Below are 13,732 nucleotides of genomic sequence, written 5' to 3' on the forward strand. Positions count from 1 at the left end.
AAACACTTTTCAATTGAAAAGTGTTTTTCAGAAAGACTTACTATATCCTTAATGAATAGGAACATAATATGAAAACAACGTTAAAAATGACCGCACTTGCGGCTCTTTCTGCTTTTGTTTTAGCTGGCTGTGGTTCACACCAAATGAAATCAGAAGAACATGCAAATATGCAATTACAACAACAAGCTGTGCTTGGATTAAACTGGATGCAAGATTCTGGCGAATATAGAGCATTAGCTTATCAAGCGTACAATGCGGCAAAAGTTGCATTTGATCACGCAAAAGTGGCAAAAGGTAAGAAAAAAGCGGTTGTGGCTGATTTAGATGAAACTATGTTAGACAACAGCCCTTATGCTGGCTGGCAAGTTCAAAATAACAAACCATTCGATGGTAAAGATTGGACTCGTTGGGTAGACGCACGTCAATCTCGTGCCATTCCAGGTGCGGTAGAATTTAATAATTATGTAAACAGCCACAAAGGTAAAGTGTTCTACGTAACAAACCGCAAAGACAGCACTGAAAAAGCAGGCACTATTGATGATATGAAACGCTTAGGTTTCAATGGCGTGGAAGAATCTGCATTTTATTTGAAAAAAGACAAATCAGCTAAAGCGGCTCGTTTTGCAGAAATTGAAAAACAAGGCTATGAAATCGTACTTTATGTAGGCGATAACTTAGATGACTTCGGTAATTCCGTATATGGCAAATTAAACGCTGACCGCCGTGCATTCGTTGATCAAAACCAAGGCAAATTTGGTAAAACTTTCATCATGTTACCTAACGCAAACTACGGTGGCTGGGAAGGCGGTTTAGCTGAAGGGTATTTCAAAAAAGATACACAAGGCCAAATCAAAGCTCGTTTAGATGCAGTACAAGCTTGGGATGGTAAATAATTTTCCATTAAAAAGATCGATTTAAATATCGATTTTGAAAATTTAATTGAGAGGCTAAGTTCAGTTTTTACTGGCTTAGCCTTTTTAATTTTTCAAGTTCACTCAAGTAATCATCATTACTACAGCCTGAAGTTTTGCTATGATGTTGTAAGCCTTTCAAAATAGAAATCATAAGTTAATGAAGAAAAATTTTTCAGCAGGAAAATTGCCGTTTAAAGGAAAAAGTGCGGTTAATTTTCACCGCACTTTTAAACCAAAATTAAAACCCAAAACGTTGTCGTTGGATGAAACCACAGTTGTGTTATTCAATAAACCTTTTGATGTACTCACGCAATTTACCGACGAACAAGGACGCGCTACCTTAAAAGATTTTATTTCAATTCCAAATGTTTATGCGGCAGGTCGATTAGATAGAGACAGTGAAGGATTACTGATTTTAACCAATAATGGTGAATTACAACATCGTTTATCAGATCCCAAATTTAAAACAGAAAAAACCTATTGGGTGCAAGTGGAAGGTATCCCTGAAGAAACCGATTTAGCACAACTCAGAAAAGGTGTAGAACTTAAAGATGGTATGACTAAACCCGCTAAAGTGCGGTTAATTTCAGAGCCAAATTTATGGGAACGCAATCCACCTATCCGAGAACGGAAAAATATTCCCACAAGCTGGTTAGAAATTAAGATTAGTGAAGGGCGCAACCGCCAAGTGCGGAGAATGACTGCGCATATTGGTTTCCCCACTTTACGATTAGTGAGAGTGAGTATGGGCTCATTATCTATTAATGGATTAGAAAATGGCTCATTTAGATTATTATCATTGGATGAAATAAAAGCGTTATTTCAGACCGTCAAATTATAAAAATAGGGCAAGTATTTAGCTTGCCCTAAATTTTTCTCCCATAAATATTGCGCACTGAGTAAATTAGCACTATCCGCAACGCGATGAGCTTGGTCAATATTGAATTGCTCACTTAACCTTCAAGCGGTGCTCGCTCGAATATCTGCAACTTGGAAGTTTTTTCTAGGCTATAAATGACGCCTTCGCGCAATGCACCGTCAGAATAGCGCATTTGTTGAATACGAAAAACGTCAAACACTGCACTTAAAATCGCTAAACCGGGTACAAAAACATCCACGCGGTCTTGGTTTAAACCGTTAATATTTAGCTCGGTAAAATGCTTGGCTTGTAGTGTTTGTTTAATTAGAGCATTTAATCGCTCGGCTGTAATGATTCCATTTGGATCGAGATTAGTCGAAATGACTTGTGCAACAGTTTTAATCGTTCCCGATGAACCAAGTACAGATTGCCAACCTAATTTGCGATATTCAAAGCCTAAATCTTCGATTTTATTGATCGCACTTTGGCGCGCGCGTTGAAAGTTTTCTGGGGAAATGATGCCATCGGTAAAAAATTGAGTCGCAAAACTCACGCATCCCATATGTCGGCTTTCAGCTATAAGCGGCGTGAAATCATCGCCGATAATCATTTCTGTCGAGCCACCACCAATATCTATAACAAGCTTTCTGCCTTTTTCTGGCTGGGTATGGCATACGCCAGCGTAGATGGTTTTAGCTTCCGTTTGCCCACTAATAATATTAATGGGATAGGGGAAAACTTTGGCTGCTTGACGTAAAAATTCGTCATTATTCACCGCTCTTCGTAACGTATAAGTACCAACCACATTGACATTTTCAACAGGAAATCCTTGTAAACGTTCAGCAAATAAGGCTAAGCAATTCACGCCACGTGTGATGGCCTCTTGATTAAGCACCGCATTTTCATCTAAGCCTTCTGCGAGTTTAACTTTTTGTTTTAAGCGCGAAAGCACTTGGATTGAGCCGTTTACAATACGTGCAACAATCATATGAAAGCTGTTTGATCCAAGATCAATCGCGGCAATTTCACGTACATTGCCACGATGCTTAGGTTCTAAAATAGCGTCATTCATAACATTCCTAAAATTCAAATTTATAAAGTAAATCAAACACTTGGTTTGTGCTAGAAACGGATTGAAAATAAAGCTGTGGCATTAGGCGATAACGTAATGTAACTTCTGCTAACCCATCAAATAAACCTACGCCATATTTTATTTGTAAGCGATTGGTAATATTACCACTTACCGTCACTTTGGATTTATCGCCCACGCCAGATGTACCAAGGTTTAAGTCTTGAATACCAAAAACTTCGCCAATACTGCCCACTAATTTACCGCTCTTTGAAATGCCTAAACCAATCAATGCTGCGCCAACTGATCCCGTTGAACCCACTTCTCCGCTGCTTTCTAACGAACGACCTGTTAATAAATAAGAAAGTGCTTGATCTTGTGGTTTGCTTGGTTCACTGAAAATAGTGACTTCTGGGCTATCAGCTATGCCAATCACTCTCACGCCAGCAGTAATTTTGCTGTCTTCCATTGTTTCAGGATTACGAATAGCCTCAATATTCAATGTAGGTTGTGTCGCTTGCCCAGAAAAGCTAATAAGCCCTTTACGAATGAGTAAATCTTGCCCGAAAGAAGCATAGCGACCTTTGGTTAAATTGATTTGACCGAATAAACCTAAATTGCCTTTATCTTGTTTCACAGAAAGTAAACCATCAAGATTGGTTTTCAAGCCATAGGCATCAAGGCTAACGTCTTTACCAATATTGATGCGTAAATCAGAGCGAATTTCCATTCCTGATTTTGTTTTTGCGGCAAATTCACGTTTAATCAGTTCTTCTTTGCTCTTGTGCGGGCCATTTAAAATAACTTCATCTTCGCTCACTGGCTCAGCAGTATCTGGCAGACTGTCAATTTTAATACGCGCCCAAGGAATATCCACTGTTCCGCTTAAATTCAATTCCTTCGGATTGGCTTTTATCGTGATATTTGGACTGAAACGTAGCTTCGCCATAGAAGGAATATCCACGTTGAAATTATTTGCTTGCGCATTTAATTCTGTTGTCCAATGTTCAATATTAGCCCAGTTTGCACGTCCAGTTAAGTTTAAGTGGCTATCTACTGTTTTGATTTTCCCTTGCAATGTTGAACGGTTACCATTAAAGCGCAGGGCAATATCGCCATCAGTAATATTCACTGGCATAGATTTTAATTTGGTACGAATATTACGAATATTGAAGTCACCATTTAATAATGGTTTCTCTAAATTCCCACCGAAACGCAATTTTGATACCACTTCTCCATTTACAGATTCGCCTTGAGTGAGTAGTTGATTCGCAATACTCAAACTTAATCGTTCTATCGCAAGGCTACCGCCAAGTTGGCGATTTTTCGCAAGATCGTTTAAACGAATATCGCCTACAATTCTGCCTTGGTTATGCACATTGATGTCTGTTTTTAAAACCAAATTATTATTTTGAATGTCGGCGTTAAGTGTTAATTTTGGAATATCCAATTTAAATGTACGGTAATCCAATTTTTGAGAGAAGGCTAAATGATTGCCATCTACGTTGGCGGTAAATTGGAATGGTTTATCCGTAAACCAAGCCACATTTCCTTGCACTTGTAAATTGCCTTTGAGGCTGTTTTGTTCGATAAGTTTATTCACTAAATCCAAATTAACACGTTTAAATTGGAAAGGAATATTGCCTTGCTTGCCTGCATTGAATGCTTGTGGGAAACATAATTCTACATCGGTGTTTTGCCAGCAATGTGAGGCAATATTGGCTTGTGTTTGTTTGTTATCGTAGGACACAGCAATCGCTTGGTTGGATTTTACATCGCCAATCGGAGTTTCAAATTTTACCTGTGAAATTGTGCCTTTCCACTGTTCCAAAGTGCGGTCAAAATGTCCGTTAATTTGTAAATTTGCAGCAACAGGCTCGCCTTGAGATTTTAGGATTAGTTTGTGATTTTGTTCATCGCCTGATAAATCAAGATCAAGTAAATGGAGTTTAATATTTTCGCCATAATGAAGTTGTTCTGCTTTAATATTCAATTTTCCACTCGAGAGTGAGGCATTGTTTATATGACCTTTTATACTTGCTTTGGCTAACTGAAAACCCTGTAAATGTAAATTAGATGAAGTTAAATCAAGATCAAGATTAGGTGTCGTAATTTGACCAGAAATCGCTACTCGACCTTTTACTCGCCCTTTTAAATCTGACCATAATCCACGTAAATTTGGCGCATTTATATCTAGCGCAAAATCAGAATGATCATCTAATACGCCACTGGCTTTAAGATAATTTTCGCCATATTTAATCTGTAAATCAGGCACTGTTAGAAGTACATTTTGATTAAGTGTTGCGGAGCCTTTTAAACTGATGGGGTTTGAAGACAATGTTCCATTTAAATCGGCTACTGGCACTTCCACTTGCCATCCTTGAGAGCCTGCAAAACCACGTGAATGCAATTTACCAGATAGTGTTGCAGGCATTACAGGAACAAAAAAACCAATATTCATTTTTTCTAAATCGGCTTGAATATCCCAGTTTGCACCCTCTTTCCAGTTTACAGTCCCAACAAATTCACTTTTACCATCTAACGAAGCTATCCCCAATTTATTTATGGTGACTTCATAAAGTTTACCGTCGGCATTAAGTTCCACTTGAGATGCGGGAATATAATTCATTCCTGCTACATCGCCCTTAAGTTCAGCGTGATAATTCAGTAAATCCCCTGTGAGTTTAAGCGTCACATCATTAATTTTGAGTGGTGCCATTGTGTTTACAAAAGCGTATTGTCCTTTTGCCACATTTAATGTGAGGTTTAAGGGCATTTTATCTTGTGCTAATTGCACGTCGCCATTCAGTTCAGCATCTAATACGCCTTTTGTTTTCAAAGAAAGTGCGGTAGATTTTTTCAATGATCCTGAAAGCGTAAGATCCACATCACTCGCGGGTAAAATTTCTTTTCCATCGGATTTCAATGGCTCCAAATGGGATTTTAAAGTTAAATCGAGAGGCATATCGCCATCAAGTTGTAATTTACCTTGTGAAGAAAGATTACCCAACGAGCTTTCTACCGCTAATTTTTGTAATTGCAGTTGGTTATCGACGGTATCCGCCTGTGCAATTAAACTAGACATTTCAACAGATTGAAGCGTTTCGCCTTTTTCATTCACTGCTTGATACTGCCAGTTTTTGCCTGAAATTTCAGGAATATGTAAATCAAAAGGAAGAATGATTTCTGATACATTGCCTAAAAAAGCAGGCGTTAAAGATTGCTCAATCGCAGCCCAATCTACAGGTTTATTCGGCTGTTTGGCTTTCAGCTCTGATTTAACTTCAGACAATTTTTTTGCAATCACTGAAATATCGTTAATTTCAGTCGGCGCAATAGTTAAGCCTTTTTCATTATTTAAACTTACCGCACTTTTAAAATGTCCAAGCGTAATATTAGTCTGATCAATGTTTACAGATAAATCTTGCACCACCAAATTTTCTGCATTGATACTAATTGGCAAGGAAATATGCTTCATTGAGCTAGACTTTGAATTATCAGGTGCCGATGGAGGCAATAATGCAGTATTAATCGCAATCGTCGGTTTATTTAGAGTGAAGTCTCGTAAACAAACTTCACGTGAAAGCAAACAACCAAAATCGAGCTGTAAACGTGCTTGTGCAATATGTGTCTCAATCCCAGCAGTTTGGTATTGAACATTATTTAACACCAAGCCATTTTGTAATCCGCCTTCAATTTGCTCAACGGAAAAACTATCAAGCATTTTATCGGCAAGTTGAATTAAACTTTTTTGTCCTGCATCGAAAGAAAGCGCCCCGGCAACACCTAAAACAGGTATAAAAATGACCGCACTTCCGATACAAACAGCTTTACGCATCCAATGTTTTTTACTTAGTTGCTCTGGTGCTTTTGACGAAGTTTCTGATGGTTGTAGTTGTTCTGTCATAAATTCACCTTAAATTTCTGTACCAAGTCCAATGTAAAATTGAATATTTTTGCTGTTATCTTTATCGCGAATGGGTGTGGCAATATCAAATTTAATCGCACCTACTGGCGATGCCCAACGCACACCAACGCCTGCGCCATAACGCAATTCTTTTGCCGTGTAATTATCGGCAGCTAATCCACTATCTGCAAAAGTTGCCGCCCACCAATTCGGATAGACTTGATATTGATATTCTAAAGAAGTGGTAAGCAAACGTGAGCCGCCAACCAATTTTCCATTTCTATTTTTAGGCGCAATTTTTTTATAGCCGTAACCGCGCACACTACGATCGCCACCAGCAAAGAAACGCAGTGTAGGCGGAATTTTTTCAATATCTTTTGTGTGTAAATACCCGATTTCAGCACGAGCAACGATACGATGATTTTCTGCATAAGTACGAACCCACGCGCTAGATGCTTGCACTTTTATAAAAGAAGATTCTGATAGCCAAATTCGTTTGCTTAAATCAAAAGTAATTTTTTGCACATCGCCCCAAGTGGCAAAGGAACCACCACGTAATCGAGTACGAGTAAATCCAACAGTTGGATAAAGAAGTAAGGTTTTATCAGTGATATCCGCTTGTGTAAAACTGTCGTATCGCGTACGAAGTCCGCCAAAATATTGCCAACCATGCGCATTATTCCAATAACGTAACGCTGACAACGTAAGCACTCTCGTATTGGTATCGTTCTCTTTTTCCCCTTCCCAACCGACGGCAAAATCATAGTAATAATTTAATGGATTTTTAAGCAGTGGCATTCGATAAGTTGCCTCTAGAGTTTGTTTTGGTGCAGAGAGATAAAGATTTGAACGCAAACTATGTCCACGGCTATTAATCCAAGGTTTTGTCCAGCCAATTTGTCCGTGAACGCCGCCATCAGTAGCAAAGCCCACACCGAGTTCCATCGCATTTTTTTTACGTGGATAAAGAATAATCTCCACATCCACAGTTTTGCTTTTATGATTAACATTAGGCTGAACTAATACTGAGCTAAACCAATTTGAAGATGAAAAATCGCTGGTTAAATCCGATAAATTATTCATTAAATACGGATCGCCAGATTTGATGTTAAGAATATTATTGAGATAATCGTCACGGATTTGTGAATGGCTAAAAGTAATATTGCCATAATGATAACGAATGCCACTATCAAATAACATTCGCCACCACGCTTGATGGGTTTCAGGGCTGATTTCTAAACGTGAAATTTTAAAGTTCCCATCAAAATACCCACGATTTAATGCCAAGCGTGAAATCGCTGTTTTGTAATCATCGTAAGTTTGGTGTTCAACCAAAACGCCTTCTTTTGGCAAGTTTTTACGTAGCGCATCAAAATTTTCATCTTGTGCGGCTTCCCCCTCAATTTGCACATCAGTCCCCGCAATTTTTGTTGGCTCGCCTGGTGTAACATGAGCAATCAATAAATCGCGTTTGCCTTGACGCTGTTTTCGTTCAAAACGCACGGAAGATTCATAATAACCAAACACACGCAAACCACGATCCACGGCTTTGGTTACCAAATGCTGATAGCGTTCAGACCCGTCCATTTCTTCTTTATTGATCAAATTAACATTGAGATCCGTATTACGCACAGCACGGAAACCACGGATGCCTTGAACTTCAATATCAACGGTTTGTTCAGCAAATGCGGGAAAGCAACTTAATGCTAAAAAAAGTGCGGTGAGTTTTAGCGATATTTTTTTCATTTTGAGGGCTAAAATTTTTTGAGTAAATTGCACTATAGTCTAACGAGAAGTTCGTTAGGATCCAATATTTTTAGCGCATTTTGTCGGTTTTTTCATAAAAAATACCGCACTTCATTGCCAAAGTGCGGTAAATTTTTGAGCTGTTTTAATTAGTGACCGCCGCAACCACAGCTGCCGTGATTATGTTCGTGATGATGACCGCCACAGCCACAACCGTGACCTTCTTCGTCATCATCGTGGCTGTGCGCACCGTGAACGTGGCCGTGAGCAATTTCTTCTAACGTTGCTTCACGCGCTGCGACAACTTCAACGGTGAAATGTAATTCTTGACCCGCTAACATGTGATTTCCATCAACCACAACTTCATCGCCATCGATTTCAGTAATCACTACTGGAACTGGGCCAATGTCAGTATCCGCTAAGAAACGCATACCGACTTCAAGTTCATCAACACCTTGGAATACATCTTTTGGTACACGTTGAACCATATTTTCGCTGTATGCACCGTAACCTTCTTCAGGTTGTATACGTACTTCAAATTTGTCGCCTACTTCTTTACCTTCAAGTGCTTTTTCAAGACCGACTACTAAATTATTGTGACCTTGTAAATATTCTAGTGGTTGATTTGCTGGAGCTTCATCGACCAATACGCCATCTTGTGTGCGAACTTGGTAAGAAATGCTCACCACTACATTTTTTTCTACTTTCATTATGTTTTCCTTATAAAAAATCCGTTAAAAAAGTTGTACCATTGTAGCGAAAATTATTCCGCACGCAAGACTTTACGGATTAATGGACACGAGGCTCTTCTTCATCTTCATCATCAAAAAATTCCCCATCGTCACCGTATTCATCTTCATCGGCATTCGGGTCTTCAAAATAAGTTCCCCAACCATCGTAAATACCATTATGTTTTTCTAATAACGGAAGGATTTCTTTTTGTTGCGCATCAATAATTTCCGCTTTTAATTCTACTTCACTGATGATGTCAAAACAGAAAATTGGTTTACCATCATCATCTTTAAATTCTTCTGCTTCGGAAACTTCATAACCGGCTTTAAACGCATCTACCGCGATTTTTTCTAATAAATCAAAATCGTGATGAGCAATGTGATGCTCAATAATGTAAAGCGCATTTGGATCACTGCCATCATTAAGTAAATCTTCGATAATTTCACGGGTTTCTGCTTGTAATTCTGCCAATTTTGACATAATAAAATCCTTCAATAAGAACAAAAGTGCGGTTATTTTAGTGGATAAATCACCAAAAGTCGCATAGAATTTCGCACAATTATTTTCGATAAAAAAGAGCCCTTAACTATGCTCGAACAACTCCCTTATTTGGCATTAAAAACTCCGCCAAAAACCACCGCACTTTTAAAGGTTGAATGTGCGGATTTTATTGTAAAAGAGCATTTAGGCTATGAAATGTCGGGCGATGGAGAGTTTGTTGCGTTGTATGTACGCAAAACAGATTGCAACACCTTATTTGTTGGCGAAAAATTAGCTAAATTTGCTGGTGTTTCTGAACGCAATATGGGATATGCAGGGTTGAAAGACCGTCGAGCAGTGACAGAACAATGGTTTTGCTTGCAAATGCCAGGAGTGGAAACGCCCGATTTCAGTCAATTTGAATTAGATGGCGTAGAGATTTTAACGGTTACTCGACATAACCGAAAAATTCGCACGGGTAGCCTTGAGGGAAATTATTTCGATATTTTATTACGCGGTGCAGAAGAATCTGATGAGCTTAAAGTGCGGTTGGATTTTGTGGCAAATTTTGGTTTCCCAAATTATTTTACGGAACAACGTTTTGGTCGGGATGGCCATAACCTCACGCAAGCATTGCGTTGGGCGCAAGGGGAAATCAAGGTAAAAGATCGCAAAAAACGCAGTTTTTATCTTTCCGCCGCGCGCAGTGAAATTTTTAATCTGGTTGTGGCTGCACGTATTGCAAAGGGCGCAACAAATCAAGTTTTGCCAAATGATATTGTGCAATTAGCAGGTTCGCACAGTTGGTTCAAAGCGGATGAAAAAGAAGACTTAAATGCCTTGCAAGTGCGGTTAGAAAATCAAGATATTTTGCTTACTGCCCCTTTAATTGGCGAAGATATTTTGGTGGCGAGTGAGATTGAAAATGAAATCGTAAATCAACATTCAGCTTTCGATCCTTTAATGAAACAAGAAAGAATGAAGGCTGCGCGTCGTCCATTGTTAATGAAAGCAAAGGCGTTTTCTTGGGCATTTGAGCCAGAAGGCTTGCGTTTAAAATTTTATTTGCCAGCAGGCAGTTATGCCACGGCATTAGTTCGTGAGTTAGTAAATTATACAGAAGAATAAGGAAATATAATGCGAATTTTAGTTAGTAATGATGATGGTTTTCACGCGGAAGGCATTCAAGTTTTAGCAACGGAATTAAGAAAAATTGCAGAAGTCATTATTGTTGCACCCGATCGTAATCGAAGTGCGGCATCAAGCTCGCTCACATTGGTTGAGCCATTACGCCCACGCCATTTAGATAATGGCGATTATTGTGTAAATGGCACACCAGCAGATTGTGTACATTTAGCGTTAAATGGAGTTTTATCTGGTCAAGTGGATTTAGTGGTATCAGGTATTAATGCAGGTTGTAATATGGGCGATGATACGATTTATTCAGGCACATTAGCTGCAGCCCTTGAAGGTCGTCATTTAGGTTTGCCCGCTATTGCAGTTTCGTTAGATGGTCGTCAGCATTATGAAACAGCAGCACGAGTGGTATGTGATCTCATTCCTAAATTACATCATCAATTATTAAACCCTCGTGAAATTATTAATATCAATGTGCCTGATTTGCCTTTTGAAGAATTAAAAGGCTACAAGGTTTGTCGCTTGGGTTACCGCGCATCTTCAGCAGAAGTGATTAAGCAAAGGGATCCTCGTGATGAAACCATTTATTGGATTGGCCCTTCAGCATTACCCGAAGATGAAAGCGAAGGAACAGATTTTTATGCCGTGAAGAATGGTTATGTGTCTATCACACCAATTCAAGCGGATCTTACCGCATATCATTCATTGCTTTCTTTGCAAAATTGGTTAGATCAGGAATTTACCAAATAGAGAAAAATATGAAAATTTTCGGCACGATGTACGATAAAACGATGGAATGGTCAAAACATCGTTTTGCTGTTTTTTGGCTCTCTTTTGTAAGTTTTATCGAGGCGATATTTTTTCCTATTCCGCCCGATGTGATGTTGATCCCAATGTCTATGTCAAAGCCAAAAAGTGCGGTGAAATTTGCATTTTATACGGCAATTGCGTCTGTAATCGGCGGAATTATCGGTTATGCTATTGGTTTTTATGCAACGGACTGGGTGGAAAACATTGTGCAACAATGGGGATATGCTGCGCATTGGGCAAAAGCCGTCAGTTGGTTTGAGCAATGGGGCGTATTAGTTGTGTTTGTGGCGGGTTTTAGCCCAATTCCTTACAAGGTGTTTACGCTCTGCTCTGGCGTGATGCAAATGGCATTTTTCCCTTTTGTTATCACCGCATTTGTTTCACGTTTAGCGCGTTTCTTGCTAGTAGCAAAATTAGCTGCATGGGGCGGTGAAAAATTCGCAGCAAAATTGCGAAAATCTATTGAGATTATTGGCTGGTCAGTGGTTGTACTGGCTGTAATCGCTTACTTTATATTGAAAAATTAGGATAGAAAATGAACAAATTAAGTCTTGTTTTAGTAGCTGGATTTCTTTTGGTTGGATGTGCATCTGAATCAGTTAAAGATCCAGACGCATTACCAAATGGCATTATGCAACCAGTAGAAGGCACTGGTGCCGTTGCTGGCGGTAGTTTTATGCCAGAAATTCAAAAAAATACGATACCAACACAAATGAAATAATAACGGAACAATAAGGAATAACTATGAAAAAATCATTTCTCTTACTCCCTTTGAGTCTTGTTGTATTATCGGCTTGTACCTCTAATTTTCCTGCACCTATTTCTGATGCAGATGGAAATTTTTCCCCTAGTGTAATACAATCTGTAAATGGCAGTAATGTAGGTGGTGCTTGGCAACCTGAAATTCAAAAAAATTCATTCCCTACAACGGGAAATATGGTCACGCCACAACCAAATTTTCAACCGATTAATCAACAACCAACAATGCCAACAGCACCTGCACAACCTGCATTTCAACCCTCTCCGAAAACCGTAGTTAGTGCACCGACAGTACAAACAAAAACAGTTACCAAAACAGTCGCTGATTGTGTAGATGGACAGCATATTAATATCCCACGTAATCCAAATACCAATGTGCCAGATTACAGCAAAATCTCAAAAGGCTCTTACAAAGGCAATACCTATAAAGTAAACAAAGGCGATACAATGTTCTTAATCGCTTACTTGGCGGGGATTGATGTAAAAGAATTGGCGGCGTTGAATAACCTATCTGAACCTTATAATTTAAGTTTAGGGCAGGTTTTAAAGATTTCTAATTGTAGCACAAAAACGGTTACTACAACGGTTTCTGTAAAACAACCTGCAGTCACAGCATCAACAGCAATGCCAGTTAAACCAGCGGTCACTTATACTCCGGGCGCAAACGGTACTCAAATAGGATCTGACGGTACTATTATTGGCCCAATTAAATCAGAGGCTGGCACATCGCCTAGTGTACCTGTGGCAACTTCATCAACACAGGTTACGTCATCTGTAAATAATGCGAATAGCACACCAATTAATTCCAATGTCGTTGCGCCAATCGCCTCAAATGTTGTGTGGCAATGGCCGACTTCAGGTAATATCATCCAAGGTTTCTCAAGCACAGATGGCGGTAACAAAGGAATTGATATTAGTGGTTCACGAGGACAAGCTGTAAAAGCGGCTGCAGCAGGGCGAATAGTGTATGCAGGCAATGCTTTACGTGGTTACGGTAATTTAATTATCATCAAACATAATGATGATTTTTTAAGTGCCTATGCGCATAACGACAAAATTCTTGTCGCCGATCAACAAGAAGTCAAAGCAGGTCAAGACATCGCCAAAATGGGAAGTTCTGGTACAAATACCGTGAAACTCCACTTTGAAATTCGCTATAAAGGTAAATCAGTGGATCCAGTACGTTACCTACCAAGACATTAATCTTCCTGTAAAAAGTGCGGTAAAAAATCTCAACAAATTTTTACCGCACTTTTTTTATCTAGCTTTTTCCCCTTTCGACACCTAAAATAGCCGCCACAAAACCTATCTTTATTCAG

At 39.1% G+C, this 13,732-nt stretch carries 11 protein-coding genes and 1 pseudogene; 7 read left to right on the plus strand and 5 right to left on the minus strand.

Annotated features, from left to right (window positions below; all coding sequences use genetic code 11):
• Positions 1-68 precede the first annotated feature (68 nt).
• Both hel and HMPREF2813_RS08600 read left to right on the plus strand, forming a co-directional pair.
• Positions 69-893, plus strand: coding sequence for a lipoprotein e(P4) (hel, locus tag HMPREF2813_RS08595; protein ID WP_005654303.1), 825 nt, complete (start codon positions 69-71; stop codon positions 891-893).
• Positions 894-1,071: 178 nt separating this feature from the next.
• Positions 1,072-1,755, plus strand: coding sequence for an rRNA large subunit pseudouridine synthase E (locus HMPREF2813_RS08600; RefSeq protein WP_005654304.1), 684 nt, complete (start codon positions 1,072-1,074; stop codon positions 1,753-1,755).
• Positions 1,756-1,799: 44 nt separating this feature from the next.
• Here the strand turns inward: HMPREF2813_RS08600 and ppx are convergent.
• The 5 genes and pseudogenes from ppx to rraB all read right to left on the minus strand — a co-directional run.
• Positions 1,800-2,845 (minus strand): annotated as a pseudogene (gene ppx, locus HMPREF2813_RS08605) (exopolyphosphatase); the annotation flags it as partial.
• Positions 2,846-2,852: 7 nt separating this feature from the next.
• Entirely contained in the window at positions 2,853-6,749 is a 3,897-nt protein-coding gene (locus tag HMPREF2813_RS08610) for an autotransporter assembly complex protein TamB (RefSeq protein WP_014551105.1), read from the minus strand.
• Positions 6,750-6,758: 9 nt separating this feature from the next.
• A complete protein-coding gene (locus tag HMPREF2813_RS08615) occupies positions 6,759-8,495 on the minus strand; it encodes an autotransporter assembly complex protein TamA (RefSeq protein WP_014551104.1) in 1,737 nt (578 codons plus the stop codon).
• A gap of 149 nt (positions 8,496-8,644) precedes the next feature.
• A complete protein-coding gene (slyD, locus tag HMPREF2813_RS08620) occupies positions 8,645-9,205 on the minus strand; it encodes a peptidylprolyl isomerase (RefSeq protein WP_014551103.1) in 561 nt (186 codons plus the stop codon).
• A gap of 79 nt (positions 9,206-9,284) precedes the next feature.
• Positions 9,285-9,707, minus strand: coding sequence for a ribonuclease E inhibitor RraB (gene rraB / locus HMPREF2813_RS08625; RefSeq protein WP_005692365.1), 423 nt, complete (start codon positions 9,705-9,707; stop codon positions 9,285-9,287).
• 108 nt (positions 9,708-9,815) lie between these two features.
• Here rraB and truD point away from each other — a divergent pair, with 108 nt between their 5' ends.
• From truD to nlpD, 5 genes are read left to right on the plus strand one after another with little or no spacing between them, the layout of a single operon-like run.
• The gene (truD, locus tag HMPREF2813_RS08630; RefSeq protein ID WP_014551102.1) at positions 9,816-10,835 is read left to right on the plus strand and encodes a tRNA pseudouridine(13) synthase TruD; all 1,020 of its coding nucleotides are present in this window, start codon (positions 9,816-9,818) and stop codon (positions 10,833-10,835) included.
• Positions 10,836-10,844: 9 nt separating this feature from the next.
• The gene (surE, locus tag HMPREF2813_RS08635; RefSeq protein ID WP_048946902.1) at positions 10,845-11,594 is read left to right on the plus strand and encodes a 5'/3'-nucleotidase SurE; all 750 of its coding nucleotides are present in this window, start codon (positions 10,845-10,847) and stop codon (positions 11,592-11,594) included.
• Between the two features lie 8 nt (positions 11,595-11,602).
• Entirely contained in the window at positions 11,603-12,181 is a 579-nt protein-coding gene (locus HMPREF2813_RS08640) for a YqaA family protein (RefSeq protein ID WP_048946903.1), read from the plus strand.
• Positions 12,182-12,189: 8 nt separating this feature from the next.
• Complete coding sequence (locus HMPREF2813_RS08645; protein WP_005658446.1) at positions 12,190-12,375, plus strand: hypothetical protein; 186 nt, start codon at positions 12,190-12,192, stop codon at positions 12,373-12,375.
• A gap of 23 nt (positions 12,376-12,398) precedes the next feature.
• A complete protein-coding gene (gene nlpD / locus HMPREF2813_RS08650) occupies positions 12,399-13,616 on the plus strand; it encodes a murein hydrolase activator NlpD (protein ID WP_048946904.1) in 1,218 nt (405 codons plus the stop codon).
• The last annotated feature ends 116 nt before the right edge of the window (positions 13,617-13,732 follow it).

It is taken from the genome of Haemophilus sp. HMSC066A11 (assembly GCF_001811665.1).
GTDB classification, from domain to species: Bacteria; Pseudomonadota; Gammaproteobacteria; order Enterobacterales; family Pasteurellaceae; genus Haemophilus; species Haemophilus influenzae.